The sequence below is a fragment of the Ruegeria sp. CK2 genome, from assembly GCF_056536585.1.
Map to the genome: position 1 here is coordinate 1 of NZ_JBQFPW010000012.1, position 15,957 is coordinate 15,957.

General features: G+C 55.7%; 17 protein-coding genes. 9 read left to right on the forward strand and 8 right to left on the reverse strand.

The window, feature by feature from the left end:
* Nucleotides 1-95: 95 nt before the first annotated feature.
* Nucleotides 96-1,127 carry a Gfo/Idh/MocA family protein gene (locus ACR0BU_RS16940; protein ID WP_480738169.1) on the reverse strand — a complete coding sequence of 344 codons (1,032 nt, stop codon included), beginning with the start codon at nucleotides 1,125-1,127 and terminating at the stop codon, nucleotides 96-98.
* The gene (locus ACR0BU_RS16945; RefSeq protein WP_480738170.1) at nucleotides 1,124-2,212 is read right to left on the reverse strand and encodes an isocitrate/isopropylmalate dehydrogenase family protein; all 1,089 of its coding nucleotides are present in this window, start codon (nucleotides 2,210-2,212) and stop codon (nucleotides 1,124-1,126) included. Before ACR0BU_RS16945 ends, ACR0BU_RS16940 begins: the two co-directional genes overlap by 4 nt.
* A 136-nt stretch (nucleotides 2,213-2,348) precedes the next feature.
* Between ACR0BU_RS16945 and ACR0BU_RS16950 the strand changes: the two genes are divergently transcribed.
* The 7 genes from ACR0BU_RS16950 to otnC are packed head-to-tail and all read left to right on the forward strand — an operon-like array spanning nucleotide 2,349 to nucleotide 8,621.
* Nucleotides 2,349-3,356 carry a Bug family tripartite tricarboxylate transporter substrate binding protein gene (locus ACR0BU_RS16950; RefSeq protein ID WP_299888028.1) on the forward strand — a complete coding sequence of 336 codons (1,008 nt, stop codon included), beginning with the start codon at nucleotides 2,349-2,351 and terminating at the stop codon, nucleotides 3,354-3,356.
* 57 nt (nucleotides 3,357-3,413) lie between these two features.
* Nucleotides 3,414-4,163, forward strand: coding sequence for a hypothetical protein (locus ACR0BU_RS16955; RefSeq protein WP_480738171.1), 750 nt, complete (start codon nucleotides 3,414-3,416; stop codon nucleotides 4,161-4,163).
* A 4-nt stretch (nucleotides 4,164-4,167) separates the two neighbouring features.
* Nucleotides 4,168-5,679, forward strand: a complete 1,512-nt coding sequence (locus ACR0BU_RS16960) for a tripartite tricarboxylate transporter permease (protein ID WP_480738172.1) — start codon at nucleotides 4,168-4,170, stop codon at nucleotides 5,677-5,679.
* Nucleotides 5,679-5,966 carry a putative quinol monooxygenase gene (locus ACR0BU_RS16965; RefSeq protein WP_480738173.1) on the forward strand — a complete coding sequence of 96 codons (288 nt, stop codon included), beginning with the start codon at nucleotides 5,679-5,681 and terminating at the stop codon, nucleotides 5,964-5,966. The genes ACR0BU_RS16960 and ACR0BU_RS16965 overlap by 1 nt, the downstream gene beginning before the upstream one ends.
* A complete protein-coding gene (locus tag ACR0BU_RS16970) occupies nucleotides 5,963-6,760 on the forward strand; it encodes an N-acyl homoserine lactonase family protein (RefSeq protein WP_480738174.1) in 798 nt (265 codons plus the stop codon). Before ACR0BU_RS16965 ends, ACR0BU_RS16970 begins: the two co-directional genes overlap by 4 nt.
* The gene (otnK, locus tag ACR0BU_RS16975; RefSeq protein ID WP_480738175.1) at nucleotides 6,757-7,986 is read left to right on the forward strand and encodes a 3-oxo-tetronate kinase; all 1,230 of its coding nucleotides are present in this window, start codon (nucleotides 6,757-6,759) and stop codon (nucleotides 7,984-7,986) included. The genes ACR0BU_RS16970 and otnK overlap by 4 nt, the downstream gene beginning before the upstream one ends.
* Complete coding sequence (otnC, locus tag ACR0BU_RS16980) at nucleotides 7,983-8,621, forward strand: 3-oxo-tetronate 4-phosphate decarboxylase (RefSeq protein WP_480738176.1); 639 nt, start codon at nucleotides 7,983-7,985, stop codon at nucleotides 8,619-8,621. Before otnK ends, otnC begins: the two co-directional genes overlap by 4 nt.
* A gap of 183 nt (nucleotides 8,622-8,804) precedes the next feature.
* Here the strand turns inward: otnC and ACR0BU_RS16985 are convergent, their stop codons facing one another.
* Both ACR0BU_RS16985 and ACR0BU_RS16990 read right to left on the reverse strand, forming a co-directional pair.
* Entirely contained in the window at nucleotides 8,805-9,557 is a 753-nt protein-coding gene (locus ACR0BU_RS16985) for a siderophore-interacting protein (protein WP_480738177.1), read from the reverse strand.
* A gap of 612 nt (nucleotides 9,558-10,169) precedes the next feature.
* Complete coding sequence (locus ACR0BU_RS16990; protein WP_480738178.1) at nucleotides 10,170-11,138, reverse strand: alpha/beta fold hydrolase; 969 nt, start codon at nucleotides 11,136-11,138, stop codon at nucleotides 10,170-10,172.
* A gap of 113 nt (nucleotides 11,139-11,251) precedes the next feature.
* Here ACR0BU_RS16990 and ACR0BU_RS16995 point away from each other — a divergent pair, with 113 nt between their 5' ends.
* Nucleotides 11,252-12,220 carry a GlxA family transcriptional regulator gene (locus ACR0BU_RS16995; RefSeq protein WP_480738179.1) on the forward strand — a complete coding sequence of 323 codons (969 nt, stop codon included), beginning with the start codon at nucleotides 11,252-11,254 and terminating at the stop codon, nucleotides 12,218-12,220.
* Nucleotides 12,221-12,628: 408 nt separating this feature from the next.
* Here ACR0BU_RS16995 and ACR0BU_RS17000 read toward each other — a convergent pair whose 3' ends face one another.
* From ACR0BU_RS17000 to ACR0BU_RS17010, 3 genes are read right to left on the reverse strand one after another with little or no spacing between them, the layout of a single operon-like run.
* Nucleotides 12,629-13,009: a VOC family protein gene (locus ACR0BU_RS17000; protein WP_299082176.1), complete on the reverse strand. Its 381-nt coding sequence runs from the start codon at nucleotides 13,007-13,009 to the stop codon at nucleotides 12,629-12,631.
* 1 nt (nucleotide 13,010) lies between these two features.
* On the reverse strand, nucleotides 13,011-14,024 hold the full coding sequence (locus ACR0BU_RS17005) for a zinc-binding alcohol dehydrogenase family protein (RefSeq protein ID WP_480738180.1): 1,014 nt from the start codon (nucleotides 14,022-14,024) through the stop codon (nucleotides 13,011-13,013).
* 26 nt (nucleotides 14,025-14,050) lie between these two features.
* Complete coding sequence (locus tag ACR0BU_RS17010) at nucleotides 14,051-14,341, reverse strand: putative quinol monooxygenase (protein WP_299082179.1); 291 nt, start codon at nucleotides 14,339-14,341, stop codon at nucleotides 14,051-14,053.
* A 102-nt stretch (nucleotides 14,342-14,443) separates the two neighbouring features.
* On the opposite strand from ACR0BU_RS17010, the gene ACR0BU_RS17015 reads away from it, so the two are divergent.
* Nucleotides 14,444-15,331, forward strand: a complete 888-nt coding sequence (locus ACR0BU_RS17015) for a LysR family transcriptional regulator (RefSeq protein WP_480738181.1) — start codon at nucleotides 14,444-14,446, stop codon at nucleotides 15,329-15,331.
* Between the two features lie 47 nt (nucleotides 15,332-15,378).
* On the opposite strand, the gene ACR0BU_RS17020 is transcribed toward ACR0BU_RS17015, so the two are convergent.
* Nucleotides 15,379-15,891 (reverse strand): DUF6653 family protein, encoded by a 513-nt coding sequence (locus tag ACR0BU_RS17020; protein WP_480738182.1) that lies wholly within the window; start codon nucleotides 15,889-15,891, stop codon nucleotides 15,379-15,381.
* Between the last annotated feature and the right edge of the window lie 66 nt (nucleotides 15,892-15,957).

Sequence of the window (15,957 nt, forward strand, 5' to 3'; positions counted from 1 at the left end):
GTCGGTTCCGGCGGCCAGTTCTCCGGAGACTATCATCCGCCGCAGCTCTCTTACGGCGCGCTGCGTGCTGGAAAGGGTTTTGCTGCTTTGGTCCTTCACGGCGTCTCCAGGGTGATCTTTCTTCCTTCCGCGGCGGAGCGGTAGATGGTCTCTTCGATGCGGATCACCTCCAGATAGTCCGGGGCAGTGTTTTCCAGCGGCGTGCCATTTAGAAGGCCCGAAATGACATGACTTTGCAAGGCATGGACGCAGTCACCGCCAAATCCATCATGCGTGCTTGGTGGTAGAATTTGCTGCCTTTCCTGTTTTCCAAAGCCGCGCCGTTCGACCGACCCGTCACCGTAAAGGGTCAAGACCCCATCGGTCCCCTCGATCAGCGCCTCGCCCATGGTTTGGCGTAGATTCTCTGCGCTGTGGTCCAGGCATCTGTTGCCATCGAACATGGCTTTAACCCCATTGGGATGGTCCAGCAGAATGTAGCCGGCGTCTTCACCTGCAAGCACAGGATTAACCTTGCGCAGATCGGCATAGACCGCGCTTGGTGAGCCGAACAAAAACCGGAAAGTGTCGACAAAATGAACGGCGGTTTCGTGCACCAGAAAGCGCGGCAACTCCTGAAAATAGGGTTGCCGGTCCAGATAGGCCCGCGGTCCCTGCCCATCACCAGGCCGTAGCCGGAATGTGGCCTGCAATGGGGTGCCGATTTGGCCTTGCGCCATGGCGGTCTTGATGGCGCGGTACCAGGGTTGAAAGCGAAAGTTCTCATGAATGACGATGGTTGCGTTAGCAGCATCAGCCTGAGCGATGACGTCTTCTGCCTCATCGAGAGACCGGCAAAAGGGTTTTTGGCATATAATCCATTTGAGGCCACAGCGCAGCGCTGTACGGATCGCGTCGGCCTGGGCTATCGGCGGCAAGATAATGTCCAGCAAATCCGGTCTCTCGGTCTCCAGCATCCGGGCGAGATCCTGATAGGCGGGCAGGCCGGTGGCCTTGGCCTTTTCGATGTCGCGGTTGCATGAGGCGACGGGAACCGCACGGGGCATGCGCGACCAGCTTTCATAGTGGAATTGGCTGAAATAGCCGGCGCCGACGCAGGCAACCTGTATGTCTTGTTTGCTACTCATGTCGGCAGCGTGTCCATGACAGCTTTGGCGGCCTCCTGCGTTCCCGCCGTGCCGCCAAGGTCTCGGGTCAGGTTGTGGCCATCCGCCGTTACCGTCTCAACCGCTTCGCGCAGGCGTTCACCATCGCTGGACAGCGCTGGATTGTCGTGGGTCATACCCAGCCACTCCAGCATCATTGCGGCCGATAGAATCATCGCAAAAGGGTTGGCTGTGCCTTGCCCGGCGATGTCCGGAGCGGACCCGTGGCAAGGTTGGAACACAGCGTGATCCAGACCGATATCTGCAGACGGTGCCAGCCCTAATCCGCCCATGAGACCCGCGCCCAGATCAGACAGGATATCGCCAAACATATTCTCGGTCACCAGAACATCGAACTCCCAAGGCTTTTGCACCATCCAAAGAGCGGTCGCATCAACATAAGAGTGGTCCGCGGTAAGGTGGGGGTGGTGCGCCGCCTCGGCGTCAAAGATCGACCGAAAGAAGGCGAAAGCGCGAAAGACATTAGCTTTGTCGACACAGGTGACCCGACCGGGGCCACGGCCGGACGCCTTTCGGCTCTGGGCCAGTTGAAACGCAAAGCGGAACAGCTTTTCTGACACGTCGCGGGTGATCAGCAACGTCTCGCGAGCCTCGTTTTCGCAAACCTCGCCGGTGCCTTGCGAATAGAATAGGCCTTCGGTGCTCTCGCGGATCAGAACAAAGTCGATCTCTCTTTTGTCTGGCAAGGCCAAGGGCGTGGCTTGTCCGGGGCTAACTTTCACCGGGCGCACTCCCGCAAACAGACCTAGCCGTTTTCTCAGATCAATTTGGGGCGAAATCTCGGTTCCGTCGGGATAGCGCACATCTGGCAATCCCATTGCCGACAGCAGAATCGCATCGGCGCCGCGTGCAATGTCCAGCGATGTTGTCGGGAAGGAGTCGCCGGTGGCCGCGTAATGGGCAGCCCCGGCGGGCGCATCGGTGAAAGTCAGGCTGTAACCGGCATTTCGCTCTGAAAGCGAGCGCAGGATTTCAAGCGTGGGTGCCATGATTTCCGGGCCAATTCCATCTCCGTGGAAAACCGCAACTTCGTAACCTTTGTTCATCTGAACCCGTTTCCTTCATGTTTCGCATTCATAGCGCGATCGCAGCGTTTACCACAGTCCGTTGACAATGCATTCTTTAACGTATACGCAAATAAATGCAATAACAAACGCACAGTTGTTTTGGGAGGACTTGGAAATGAGATTGAGACTTGGGCGGCTTGCGGCCGCAGCCGTGATGGCGACGGGCATTGCAGCGACTGCCAGCGCGCAGGACTATCCCTATCGCGACATCACTACAGCGGTGGTCTGGGGGGCTGGTGGTGGCACCGACACGATAAACCGCATGATCATGGCAGAGATGGAAAAGCATCTGCCGGTCTCGATCAACGTGATCAACCAAACCGGCGGTGTCGCAGGATCGAATGGGATGGTCTATGTGATGAACCAGCCGGATGACGGTTACACTCTGGTCGGCCTGTCGGAATCCAACGTTACAGCGGCAGTGCAAGGTGGTTGGGACAAGAAGTTCGACTTCTGGTACCCGTTCATCGTTGGCGGATCACCCGATCTGATCTCGGTGCCCGCAGACAGCCCCTACAATTCGCTTGAGGAACTTGTTGATGCCGCAAAAGCCGCGCCCGGCACCATTCCAGCGGCTGCATCTGGCGCTGGATCCATTCACCACCTGAACTTGCTGGCGATTGAAAAAGGTTCAGGCGCTGAATTCAAATTCGTACCTTACAAGGGGTCTGCCCCCGGGCAGGAAGCTGCCATTGCGGGCGAGGTCGCGCTGGTCGTGACATCCCTTGCAGAACAAGCGCCCCTGATTGAGGGTGGGCAGCTAAAACCACTGGCAATGTTGACACCTGAAGATGCGCAGATCGGTGGAGCAACCGTACCGTCGGCATTTGGTGTCTATGACGGTCTGGACCAGTATCTGCCGCTGAAACAGGCGATCGGATTTGCTGTACACAGTTCGGCCGGGGATGATGTGAAGGCCGCTCTGGGTGAGGCGTTCGAACAGGCGATTGCCTCGGACACCGTTGCGGAATGGGCGGCTGCAAACAACTATGATGTTGGCGGTCAGCACGGGGCCGAAGCGCAAGAGTTGTTCGCCAATCTTGAGGCCACGTTTGCCTATACCCTGCAGGATCTCGGGGCTGCCACCGTCGATCCCGCCTCTCTGGGTATTCAAAAGCCCTAAGACAGCACTTTTGGAAAGGGCGCGCGCGATCGCGCCCTTTTCTTCAGGAGGCCGGACATGGACAAAATCGACGAAACACAGGTCATGCGGGCGCGCGATTTCTGGGCATCGGTTGTGATGATAGCGGTGTCGCTATTCTTTTTGTGGAAAACCTCAGAAATTCCCCTTTGGGGTGGAAACCGGGCAGGGGTCAGCGGCACGGATTGGTACAACTCAGCCGCGATTGTTCCGCTGTTCATTTTTGGCGGATTGCTGGTTTTATCGCTGGTGCTGCTGGTCATTTCGATCCGATCCGGCGGTGCGCAAAATGCATTCAGCCGAGTCGGGATCGGCTGGGACAGGGCCGAGGTGTTTCGCAGCTCGACAATAGGGCTTATGCTATTGGCTTATGTAGTTGGGCTGGTGCCCAGAGTGGATTTCATCCTGTGCTCGGGCCTGATGATCACTGCGCTGACCTTTGGATTCTATGGCGGGCACGCTCAGCGCGCCTTGATCGCCTGCCTCGCAGTCGCAGCCGCCGGGCTATTCGCATTTTTCAGCTTTCCGGCTCAGGCAGACTGGAATGCGCATGGCGACGATTGGGTCACTTTGATTTTGTGGATTATCCTGACTTTGTTGGTTCTCAACAAGGCCGGGTCCGAACGTGTTTTAAGGTATGTTCCGTTTATCGCGGTTCTGGCGCCGCTTATACTTGTGTGTGCTATGGCGTTTGGATTTCGCCAGAACGTTCCCGCGCGTGGTGGTCTGATCTTCAAGCAAATCGAGTACCACTATTACGTGACACTTCGTCCGTTATGGAAAGATTGACTGAATGGATTTCATCTTTTCGCAGCTGGCTGGATTTGGATCCGCTCTTGTGAGTTTGACCGCGGATCCGCTGACCTATCTATATCTGATTGCGTCAGTGTTTCTGGGCATAGCTTTCGGGGCGCTGCCAGGATTGACGGCAACGCTGGCCGTCACGATCCTGACTGGGTTTTTCGGCAACAAAATCCCGTTGGACTATTCGCTGATCGCCTTGCTTGGGGCTTATGTTGGGGCAATCTATGGCGGGTCATACCCATCCATTCTGCTGAACATCCCTGGTACTGCGGCCAGCGCAGCCACCGCCATGGATGGCTACCCATTGGCCAAGGCAGGGCGCGGCGGCGAAGCACTGGGGCTTACGACAACCGCCAGCTTTATTGGCACAGTGATCGGTACGCTTACACTGCTGATATTTGTCTGGGCGTTGCTATTGGTGTCAAAAAACATCGCTAGTCCAGAAAAAGCGCTGTTGGCGCTGTTCGGTATCCTGTTGTCAGGCACGCTGATGAGCGAGGATCTGGTTATCAAGGGCTGGATCGCCGGGTTGATCGGGCTTGCCATGTCCATGGTTGGGCTCGATCCGCTGTTGTCAGAACCCCGCTACACATTTGGTTGGTCTTACCTGCTGAGCGGATTTCAGGTTGTTCCTGTGTTGATGGGCGCCTTTGCGATTCCGCAAATCATCGACGGGTTGCGCCATGTCGAGGCAGGAAAGATTCTGGCCCTGAAAGGGCGTATCCTGCCAAACCTTCGATCCATCCGGCGCTATCTGCCCACGATTGGCCGATCTGGTGTGATCGGAACCGGCGTTGGCGCACTTCCAGGAGTGGGCGAGGATGTCGCTGGCTGGGTAAGCTATGGCGTAGGAAAAACCGTCTCGGCCGAAGGTGATAAATTCGGCCGTGGATCTTTGGAAGGTCTGCTATGTTCCGAGACGGCAAACAACGCCTGTATCGGCGGCGCGTTGATCCCGCTTTTGGTGCTGGGCATTCCAGGCTCGCCGCCAGCGGCTGCCTTAATGGGGGCCTTCAAGATCAACAACGTCATCCCGGGCCCGGCCATAGACCCCGAGATCATTCTGCGGGTGGTTGCAATCCTTGTGATGGCCTCGCTAACGATGTTCCTGATGGGGCTGTTCACAGCGCGGGTCTTCATCAAGATTCTGGCCATACCGCAAACCGTCTTTCTGCCGGTCGTAATGGTTTTGACGACGATTGGATCTTTTAGTGTCGGGGGAGGCATAAATGACCTGTACCTGATGCTGGGTGTCGGGGCCGTGGCCTATTTCATGAACCTGATGAAATACCCCATCGCGCCGCTGGTGATCGGCGTCATTCTGGGGGGGCTGTTTGATGAGACTTTCCGTCGCTCACTGTTCCTGTCGGACGGGGATTTGTCCGTCTTCTTTTCACGCCCCGGGGCTGCCATTCTGCTGGTGCTGAACCTTGGCCTGATCCTCAGCCAGCTGCCTGCCGCCAAGCGCGTTTTTCTACGCTTGAAAGGACGGTCTGCGTGATGTTTGCTGTTACGGTCACTTTCACTTTGAAGCCCGGTTTGCGAGGCACCTTCTTACCCTTGATGATGGAAAACGCGGCATTGTCCCTGCACGACGAGCCGGGGTGTAATCAATTCGATGTCTGCCTTGGGCAAGACCCGGATACGGTGTTCTTGTATGAGATTTATGATGACAGCGCGGCATTCGATGCGCACCTTGAAAGTACGCATTTCAAATCCTTCGATACGGCCGTGGCGGGGATGATCGCTGCCAAGGTTGTTCATCAATACGCCGAGGTCATCCGATGAACGATTGGGAAATCCACGCGGTCAAATACGCCGATCGCAATGCCCGAACCCGCGCGGACAGCTTCATCATCGACGACAACCACAACGCCCCCCATGCGATGGACTATTCCATCTGGGTGCTGAGGCGCGGGGATCAGGTGCTGTTGGTCGACACGGGCTATGACGCGGATGAAGGTACTGCGCGCGGCCGCCCCATTGCACTGGATCCGCGCGAAGCGCTGCGCCCCCTGGGCATCACGCCCGAGGCGGTCAGCCAGGTGATCGTTACACATCTTCACTATGATCATGCAGGGGGGCTGCATCTGTTCCCGAATGCCACGCTGCATATGCAAGCGGCCGAGATGACCTTTGCCACTGGCCCCTGTATGTGTGACGACCACCTACGCGCGCCATTTACGGCCAATCATATCTGTGAAGCCGTGCAGCGGCTTTATTCTGGCAAAGTGGTTTTCCACGACGGGGACGCAGAGATTGCCGACGGTGTGACGGTGCATTGCATTGGCGGCCACTCGCGTGGGCTTCAATGTGTTCGGGTGCGCACCCGTGTTGGATGGATGGTCTTGGCCTCGGATGCCTCGCACTATTACGAGAACTTCATGGCGCGCAAAGCCTTTCCCATCGTGGTCGATATGCAGGACATGCTGGACGGTTTCGAAACGCTGGAGCGTCTCGCATCTCATCCCAAACTCATTATCCCCGGTCACGACCCCCTTGTACGAGAGGTGTTTCCGGTTGGTGCGGCCCCACATATCCACCGGCTGGACCCGGGCCCGCTAAAAGAGGTCGAGATATGAAAATTGGTGTCATTGCCGATGATTTTACTGGGGCCTCCGACATCGCCCTGACCCTGGCTGAGGCCGGGATGCGGGTGTGCCAGTTCATCGGCGTCCCCGAAAACGCCGCAGCCAAAGAGTTGGACGCCGGAGTCGTGGCGCTGAAGTCTCGCACTGCACCGACGGATGAGGCCATTCGCGACAGTCTTGCGGCGTGTGACTGGCTACTGGCGCAAGGGGTCGAGCAGATCGTGTTCAAGGTCTGCTCAACCTTCGACAGCACACCCAAAGGCAATATCGGTCCGGTACTGGATGCCTTGTCCGAGCGGCTTGGTGCCAAGGGCGTGATTGTCTGCCCGGCTTTCCCTGAAAACGGACGCAGTATCTATCAAGGGCATCTGTTCGTGCAAGACAAGCTGCTGAACGAAAGTGGTATGCAGAATCACCCGTTGACTCCGATGCGAGACGCGGATTTGAAGCGTGTTCTGGCCGCGCAATCCAGCAAAACTGTCAATCACATCGACGCTTTGACAGTCATGCGCGGTGCCTCGGCCATTCGCGCCACTCTGCCGACGGATGGGTACGTCATCGCAGATGCGATCCGCGATGAAGATCTGTTTGAGATCGGCGAGGCAGCCAAAGGCGCGCGTTTGCTGTGTGGTGGATCGGGTATCGCTTTGGGATTACCAGCAAACTTCGATATCGCCCCGGCCAAACCCTCCTGGAGCGCGATAAAAGGCCCGGGAGTTGTTCTATCCGGTTCGTGCAGCCAAGCCACGCGGCAACAGGTTGAGGTCTACAAAGAACAGGCGCCACATCGCGAAATCACCGCGTCAGAAGTCGTGAACGGCACCGTCAACGCGCAGGAGCTTGCTGCGTGGGCAATGGCGCAGCCCGTTCCCCCCTTGATCTATTCTTCTGCCGAACCGGGCGTGGTGAAGGCAGCCCAAGACACTTTCGGGGCGGATCGCACGGCGCTGGCGATTGAAAAACTCTTTGCAGACCTTTCTGCCGAACTGGTCGCGATGGGCGCGCGCAGAATTGTTGTGGCAGGAGGGGAAACATCGGGCACTGTGGTCAAGGGGCTCGGGGCACAGACACTGGAGGTTGGACCGCGCCTTACCGCCGGGGTGCCTGTGCTGCGCCTGATACAGGCCCGACCGATTGCGCTCGCGTTGAAGTCCGGCAACTTTGGCCATCAGAACTTCTTTGCTGAGGCGTTGGACAAAATGGAACAACCCACATGAGCGAAGAAGCCAAACTGCGCGAAGAGATTTGTATTCTGGCGAAATCCATGTTTGACCGAGGGCTTACCTGCGGCACCTCCGGCAATATCTCAGCCAGGCTGTCCGATGGCACATTGCTGATAACACCAACAGGCAGTTCAATAGGGTTTCTGGACCCTGCTCGCATCAGCCATCTGGATGCAAACCTTCAATTGTTGGGCGGTGATCGACCGACCAAAGAAATCCCCTTACACACAGCATTTTATGACACCCGCAACGGGACCGGGGCGGTTGTACACCTACACTCAACCCATTCGGTCGCGCTGTCGATGCTGCCTGAAACCGATCCAGACAACGTGCTGCCACCACTCACCCCGTATTCAATCATGAGATTGGGCAAGGTTAAGTTACTGCCATTCTTTGTGCCCGGAGATGCTGCGATGGGTGACGCGGTAAGAAGCCTAGCAGGTCAACGCACGGCAGTGTTGTTGGCCAACCACGGACCGGTTGTTGCTGGAAAAGATATCTGGGCCGCGGCGTTCGCAATGGAAGAACTAGAGGAAACGGCAAAACTAACTCTGCTTACGCGCGGATTAAAGCCTGGTGCCCTCACAACAGATGAAGTGCGCGCCGTAGAAAAACTGAGTCAGCCCTAGTCCACAAACACCGGTCAATAGCCCAGCGAATCCCTGGTTCGATGAGCCGCGCCGCAGCACTAAGGATAGGTATCAGACGTCCGGTATAGGCCAATCTCACTTGTCCGCCCTTTTGTTGCAACCTCGGTGAGCGCATCCTAAGCAAGACACCTTAGCTACGAAGTAGGACCCGAGGCCAAGGGATCAAAGCGTGTCAGCCTGGGCATCCTTGTTTTTGTCGACTTTGTGCTGGTCTTCGGTTCGCCCGGCTCGCCAATAGCTGGACAGGTAGAGCATTTGCCTTTTTACCCTTCGTTCGGTTCGGAAGTAGGTCCTGAGCGCTCTCATCGTGTCGAACTCGCACGCCGTCCAGACAAACGGGTCGCCATCAAGCCACTCGAGGCTTTTGATCTTATCGAGCAGTCTGTTTTTCAGTTCTTGTGGTATTGGGTTAACAACCCAATGCAGGCTCATGCCCGCTGGCAAGTTCACGTGCTGCCGATCCGCGTCAGAGGTGATCTCAAGAACCGCATACCCTTTTGCGTTCGTAGGCAGAATCTCGAGATTGCACATGGCGGCAGGCTGAGCAGTCATGTCTCCGGCGATCAGATACCATTCTGCGTTCGGAGGGGCCATCTTCTGTATGTCAGGCCCGTTGATCAGCATTGTGTCTCCGGGTTCGACCTGAGACGCCCAGTCGATGGCAATTCCACCGATATCAGCATGCATAGCAGAATCGACGGTGATCTTCCCGTTCGCAGCTTCGTGCGACCGGTTCGAATAAGTGCGCATGACCGATCGGTCCGGTGTTGTCCGCGGAAGATCGGTAAAGACGAGCTTGATGTACCCGCCCTCTTTCCCCACAGGAAAGTCGGCCAATTCTGGACCTCCGAACACAATCCGCCTCATGTTCGGCGAGACGTCGTATACCGATTGCACCACTGCTGTTCTGCTCATTCTGAATTCCCGCGTTTTCGTGAAGATCTCGCTTTCGGACGAAGACCTTCTGAAGCTGCTGCGCTATTTGAGAGCTGCGCAGGTGATCATAGCCTCTAAACCAGCGTCATTTCTAAGGTGTTGTGGATCCGAAGCGCTACAAGACTGGCTGAGAAAGGTAAGGATTGTAGGGTCGCCCATAACACTGCATTCAATACATTGATTTTATTCATAAAATACATGCGTCTTCGCCCACAATCTTGTGCGATACTTGCGCATAAGCCTGCCCAACTCGCCTGAGATTTTGCGCGGTCGTAGAGACGCGTTCAATTGATCTTAGTCGTGGTTTTGTTCCGTCAACCTTATAGCACTAACACTCAATCAAAGGTGCATTCTGATTGGTGGATTCCAGCCCTCATTTAAAGAACTGGCTTAATTCGCGGGCATGCTGTGGATCGCTGAACTGGAATCAGTGGCAGCAACTCAGATTCTTGGTGGGTTTTTTTGATGCAATATGATTGCTCGGCCGAACAGGTTCAAAGCAATCATCGACTTGATTGTAGACGATTTGGCATGCACCAATGAGAGCAAGTTGGAACTGCGAAGGAAGTGGACCCACGCAGTTCCCAGAAATCATGCTTTTATGAACGCCAACAGATCGTCGTTTACTTGCTCCGGATGGGTGGCAAAAAACCCGTGAGACAGGCCTTTGTAAACCTTCAGAGTCCCGTTCTTCAGGAGCTTGACCGCTTTCTCCGCCGAGTTTGCAATCGGAACGACCTGATCGTCATCTCCATGCATCACCAAAACAGGGAGGTCGATGGCCTTCAGATCTTCCGTCTGATCGGTTTCCGAGAAGACAGCAATGCATTGATAATGTGCTGATGCACTTCCCATCATGCCTTGACGCCACCAGTTCTTGATTTGGCCCTGGCTGACCTCCGCGCCTTCACGATTGAACCCAAAGAAGGGGCCGGCAGGCACGTCCATATAGAACTGCGCGCGATTGGCGATCAAAGCACTGCGGAAGCCGTCAAAGACCTCCATCGGAATGCCATCCGGGTTGATGTCTGTCTTCAACATCAAGGGCGGGATCGCTCCCAGCAATGCGGCTTTGGCGACACGGCCGGGTTTAGCGCGCGCAACGTAGCGCGCCACCTCACCGCCGCCTGTCGAATGCCCGATGTGAACCGCGTTCTTCAGGTCCAGTGTTTCGACAAGATTAGCGACATCAGCCGCATAGGTATCCATGTCGTGCCCTTGATCGGTTTGGCTGGACCGACCATGGCCGCGACGATCATGGGCGATCACCCGATAGCCCTGGGAGGCGAAGAACAGCATCTGAGTGTCCCAGTCGTCGCTGCTCAATGGCCAGCCATGGTGAAAAACGATGGGTTGCGCATCTTTTGGCCCCCAGTCTTTGTAGAAGATTTCAGTTCCGTCGGATGTTGTGAATGTAGACATTTGTTCGATTCCTTGCAGGTCAGTTTTGGGTTGTGAGAGCGCTATTGAAGGCAACGCGATGGCTGCGGACGTAGCTACCGCCGTCATCAAAACGTCGCGCCGGTTCAGTGAGATGTTTGGTTTCGTCGTATGGGGCATGTGTGCCTCTGAAGTTGTGGGTGTCGTTGTGACAAGCCAGAACCTAGGCGTTGGGGTGCCGGCACAGGATTGGCGATATTGACAAATGACGGGGCAAAATTGACAAATGCGATATGAAATGCGTCGCGGAAATTGGGCTTCTGATCTATCCCGATTGTCAGCTGTCTGCCGTCTACGGAATGACCGACCTGTTTCGGATCGCGACCGAGTGGACGCCTGAGGCAGAACGGTCCTACATTCGGGTCACCCATTGGAGACGTGATCCGACCGAACCAAAAGCGCCGCCTGTGTGCAGTTGGGATAGTCACCCCAACAAGGATCACAAGCTCGACTTTGTCATCGTGCCCCCCAGCATTGTGATGCCGGAAAAAATGGCAAATTTGCCAGATGAAGCGGCATGGTTGAGTGACCGGCATGGCACTGGCACCCGGGTCTGCTCTGTCTGTGCGGGCGCGTTTGTGCTGGCGGAAAGTGGGTTGCTGCAAGGACGGAAAATTACGACACACTGGGCGTTTGCCGACCAATTGGCACGTCGCTTTCCAGATATTGCAGTGGCGGATCAACACATGGTCCTGGATGACGGGGACATCATCACGGCAGGAGGCATATTGGCGTGGACCGACCTAGGGCTGACCCTGGTCGAGCGCTTGATGGGACCAAGCGTCATGCTTGCGACGGCAAGGTTCCTGCTCATTGATCCGCCTCGAAACTCACAGCGACCATTCGCGGAGTTTCTACCGCGCTTTGACCACGGAGACAGCTCAATTCTGAGGGCACAACAAAGCGTGCACGCCGATCCAGCCGGGGCAAACGGATTGACCGAGCTATCGGCGCTTGCTGGATTGGGAGAGCGCACGTTTCTGCGCCGATTTTCGGCAGCGACCGGATTGAAACCGACGGAGTATGTGCAGAACGCGCGGATTGCGAAAGCGCGCGAGAGTCTTGAGCTGACTCAGGATACTGTAGACCAAATTGCCTGGGATGCTGGGTATGAAGACACTTCAGCCTTCCGAAAGGTGTTCAAAAGGCTCATCGGTATGACGCCAAACGCATATCGGCTGCGTTTTGGTGTGACAGCTTAGCTTTGAGAGGAGAAGGAAAGCTGCCACTGACTGAACGGCATCTCAGTGACTGATCCCGTCAGCAAGGGCCAGGAGCCGACAGCATTATCACGTTAACTGGCGGCAGTCAGCGTTCGACGAGACAGACCCACCATGGATGAACGCCTCCAGGCTCTCGAAATTCAAGCAAGCAAGCATGCTTATCTCGAGCCTGAATGACCCCAATGCACAGCGGGCATTGTCAGATAGACCAAATGGCATCGACGCGTCTGGTATCTGGGGAAGCCGCACACAGAAGTTCCTTTGGCGGACGCTTACACGGCCCTTTTACCCGCACGAATGCCTAGGTGAAACGCGAGTTCGACATTTTATCCATATGACGACTGATGAAACGTCCGATTGAGGCGGCGCGGGAAATAGTTTTTCCAACTATTCACCTTCGTCAAAATCGATGTGGATATGATTGCCATCGGGGTCGGCCAGATGGAACTGGACGACGCTGGCGCCAGGCAAATCTGTCTTTCTGAACGGAAGACTGTGTTCAACAAGCTTCTTTTCGAATGACCTCATGCCCTTGGCCGAGAATGCGAAGTGTTCGAGTTTCAGCTTCACTTCTGAACCAACACTGGGTTGTCCTTCGCGACCCACCAAGTGAACCAAAGCGTGTTCTCCCGCATACATCCATGCCCCGGGGAACCGAAAGTCGGGGCGTGGTCCCGGCTTCAAACCGAGTATCTCTTCGTACCACGCCACCAATTCGGTCAGTCTGTTGGTCACTATATTTACGTGATCGAGCCGTTCAATTTCCATTTCAAAATCCCTCGAGGACGAGCTTGCCCTTTGCCTTACCGCTTTCGAGGATAGCATGGGCTTTGATCAGGTTGGCAGCGCAGATAGTACCAAGCGTCTCAGTCGCGGTAGACCTGATCTTCCCTTCGTCTATCATACTGGCAACGTGATTCAGAATATCACTCTGTCGACGCATATCACCAGTCGCAAACAGCGACCGGGTGTACATAAACTCCCAGTGTATTGAGATCGACTTTGGTTTAAACGGCGCGATATCGAAAGTCTCAGGGTCGTCGATCAAACCAAAACGACCTTGGGGTGTCATCACCTCAGTAGCTTGAGATGCATAAAGCTCGGAATGGTTTGTCGAGTAAATGAAATCCGCGCTTTCGATACCTAGCGCCTTGAGTTGCGAGCCAAAAGGTTCGGCATGGTTGATGACATTTTGTGCGCCCAACTCTCGAACCCAATCTTGTGTCTCGGACCGAGAGGCAGTGGCCACCACCGTCAAATCAGTGAGAGCGCGAGCCAATTGGATGGCGATTGACCCGACACCACCTGCACCGCCTATGACCAGCAACGTATTAGTCCCAGCGGGAACGGCATCTTGGACTCGCAACCGGTCGAACAGCATTTCATACGCAGTCAGTGTCGTAAGTGGCATCGCCGCAGCCGCTGACGCTGCTATGGATTTTGGCGCGGTTCCGACGATACGTTCATCCACCAGATGGAACTCAGCATTGGTTCCGGGCCGATTGATCGCCCCGGCGTACCAAACGGTGTCTCCCGGTTTGAAAGTCTCGACCGCCTCGCCAACGGCTTCGACGATCCCTACGGCGTCCCACCCCAGAACATCAGGTGCTGGACCTTCAGGAGCTCGTTTTTGCCGAATTTTTGTATCGACCGGGTTCACTGATACGGCTTTAACCTTCACGAGCAAGTCGTGCCCGTTCGGCGTTGGTTTATCTGCCTCGAAATCAATCAAGGCGTCCGCCCGATCAATCGGTCCTGTCTCACGGTATCCCACAGCTTTCATAACGTGCTCCTCTCTCCGACTTTTGATCAACCGACGATGGTCATCTCATTCAACGTGAATTCAGCGACGGCGCCCTCTGTCGCTTCCAAGTATGCGGTCAGGTGCTGAGCACTCATGTGGGTCTGCCATAGCTCTCGACTTTCCCAATTTTCGTAAAACAGGAAGTGTGCTGGGTTGTCGTTGTCTTGGTGCAGGTCGTAGTTGACGCAGCCCTTTTCAGACCGGGTGACGTCGATGAGCTTGATAAGCTCGGCTTTGACAAGATCGATCTTGTCGGCGTTGGCTTTGACGTTGGCGACAATGGTCAGCTTGGCCATATGGTGGTTCCTTTTCTGTTTGATTGGTTTCGTAGATTTACGTCACCGTAAAAACGGGATAAATACTCATCTATCAAAGATATAATCCGGAAAACCCGGCCAATGTTTCTCGACAACCTTCGCGTCTTCCTGACCATCGCCGAGAAAGGCAGCCTTGTTGCAGCCGCCCGAGAGACAGGTTTATCGAGCACAACCGTCTCCGAACGGCTCGCCGCTCTGGAAACACACTATGGTGTGGTTTTGTTCAACCGAACAACCCGCTCCATCAGCTTGACCGAAGAAGGACGCGTCCTGCTCGATGGTGCCAAAAGCGTTCTCGGCGAAGTTACTGACCTCGACACCCGCATTCGTCACGGCGCCGAAACCCTGTCTGGCCCGATCCGCGTCAGTGCGCCCATCGATTTAGGTCGGGGTGTTGTGTCGGATGTGATCACCGAATTCACCGAAGAAAACCCGGCCGTTTCGATAGAACTGTCACTATCCGATGGCTATGTCGATCTCGTGGGCCAGGGTTTTGACCTGGCTGTTCGATTTGGGGATATCACCGACAGCGCGCTCCGAATACGCAACCTCGGAAGCTACCAGCGTGTTGTCTGCGCGGCGCCCAGCTACTTGGCGAGACATGGAGCTCCAGAACGGCCCGAAGATCTCGCAAAACACAACTGCCTGATCATGCGGTTCGGCGGCTCGCTCGACAACGTTTGGGAGTTTGGCGCAGGCACTGAGCGTCAGCTTATACCGGTCAGGGGAAACCGAATTGTGAATGATGGCTCGCTTATCCGCAGTTGGGCGCTGGAAGGCCATGGTATTGTGTTGAAGTCGGAACTTGATGTCGGCGATGATGTCAGAACCGGAAAGCTGGTGGCCCTTTTAGGCGACTTCCTCCCGCCACCCAAGCCGCTACAAATGATGTTTCCGCCCAGTCGAGCCCAACCTCGCCGAGTGGCAGCGCTCGCACAATATCTCCACCAGAAATTGGGTGCGGGCTGATCCAATCGGGAACAGGTAGCTGTGACTTGTTCCAAGGGGGCAATTCTTCAGTTCTCAGTTTCGAGATCACTCAACGACCCGCCGCCCCGTTGGAAGTCGCGCCAGACCCATACCATTCGATCCACAAACCACATTTTGCCGCCTGAGATCATAACGATGCCAAAGCATGTGAACCCGATGTCGAATTTCCACAGCCCATATGCGAAGGGTACGAGACCCAAACCGCTTCCTACTGCCAGTGCCTTGGCGACTCTCCTGTGATGCGCTGCGACCTTGTCGAGGTGCCGCAGCCACACTCGCTCACCCAACACGCCTTGCGCTGACCAGCTTTCGAAGCTTTTGGGTTGCGGAAACACGCGTGGATTCAACCAGATCCAAACAATAACGATAGCTATGGCCACCCACGCCCAGCCGCCTACCCAAGCGCGGCTCCAGATTGCCACAGCCAAAAGCGGAAGTGGCGTCAACACACGGGTCCAGACTGACCATGGATTGGCATGTCGAAGCCAGACCTCATCTTTCATCCCCATGAAACGCTCGGAAAACCGAACTACATCCATGCGCTCAACTCCGAAAACCAACACGCGTGTCGGTGTGTTCACATACTCGAAACTTATCTCGAACTA

Coding starts and splice junctions, on each gene's coding strand:
- ACR0BU_RS16940 (WP_480738169.1), bottom strand. CDS start 1,127: ATGAGTAGCAAACAAGACATACAGGTTGCCTGCGTCGGCGCCGGCTAT.
- ACR0BU_RS16945 (WP_480738170.1), bottom strand. CDS start 2,212: ATGAACAAAGGTTACGAAGTTGCGGTTTTCCACGGAGATGGAATTGGC.
- ACR0BU_RS16950 (WP_299888028.1), top strand. CDS start 2,349: ATGAGATTGAGACTTGGGCGGCTTGCGGCCGCAGCCGTGATGGCGACG.
- ACR0BU_RS16955 (WP_480738171.1), top strand. CDS start 3,414: ATGGACAAAATCGACGAAACACAGGTCATGCGGGCGCGCGATTTCTGG.
- ACR0BU_RS16960 (WP_480738172.1), top strand. CDS start 4,168: ATGGATTTCATCTTTTCGCAGCTGGCTGGATTTGGATCCGCTCTTGTG.
- ACR0BU_RS16965 (WP_480738173.1), top strand. CDS start 5,679: ATGTTTGCTGTTACGGTCACTTTCACTTTGAAGCCCGGTTTGCGAGGC.
- ACR0BU_RS16970 (WP_480738174.1), top strand. CDS start 5,963: ATGAACGATTGGGAAATCCACGCGGTCAAATACGCCGATCGCAATGCC.
- otnK (WP_480738175.1), top strand. CDS start 6,757: ATGAAAATTGGTGTCATTGCCGATGATTTTACTGGGGCCTCCGACATC.
- otnC (WP_480738176.1), top strand. CDS start 7,983: ATGAGCGAAGAAGCCAAACTGCGCGAAGAGATTTGTATTCTGGCGAAA.
- ACR0BU_RS16985 (WP_480738177.1), bottom strand. CDS start 9,557: ATGAGCAGAACAGCAGTGGTGCAATCGGTATACGACGTCTCGCCGAAC.
- ACR0BU_RS16990 (WP_480738178.1), bottom strand. CDS start 11,138: ATGCCCCATACGACGAAACCAAACATCTCACTGAACCGGCGCGACGTT.
- ACR0BU_RS16995 (WP_480738179.1), top strand. CDS start 11,252: ATGAAATGCGTCGCGGAAATTGGGCTTCTGATCTATCCCGATTGTCAG.
- ACR0BU_RS17000 (WP_299082176.1), bottom strand. CDS start 13,009: ATGGAAATTGAACGGCTCGATCACGTAAATATAGTGACCAACAGACTG.
- ACR0BU_RS17005 (WP_480738180.1), bottom strand. CDS start 14,024: ATGAAAGCTGTGGGATACCGTGAGACAGGACCGATTGATCGGGCGGAC.
- ACR0BU_RS17010 (WP_299082179.1), bottom strand. CDS start 14,341: ATGGCCAAGCTGACCATTGTCGCCAACGTCAAAGCCAACGCCGACAAG.
- ACR0BU_RS17015 (WP_480738181.1), top strand. CDS start 14,444: ATGTTTCTCGACAACCTTCGCGTCTTCCTGACCATCGCCGAGAAAGGC.
- ACR0BU_RS17020 (WP_480738182.1), bottom strand. CDS start 15,891: ATGGATGTAGTTCGGTTTTCCGAGCGTTTCATGGGGATGAAAGATGAG.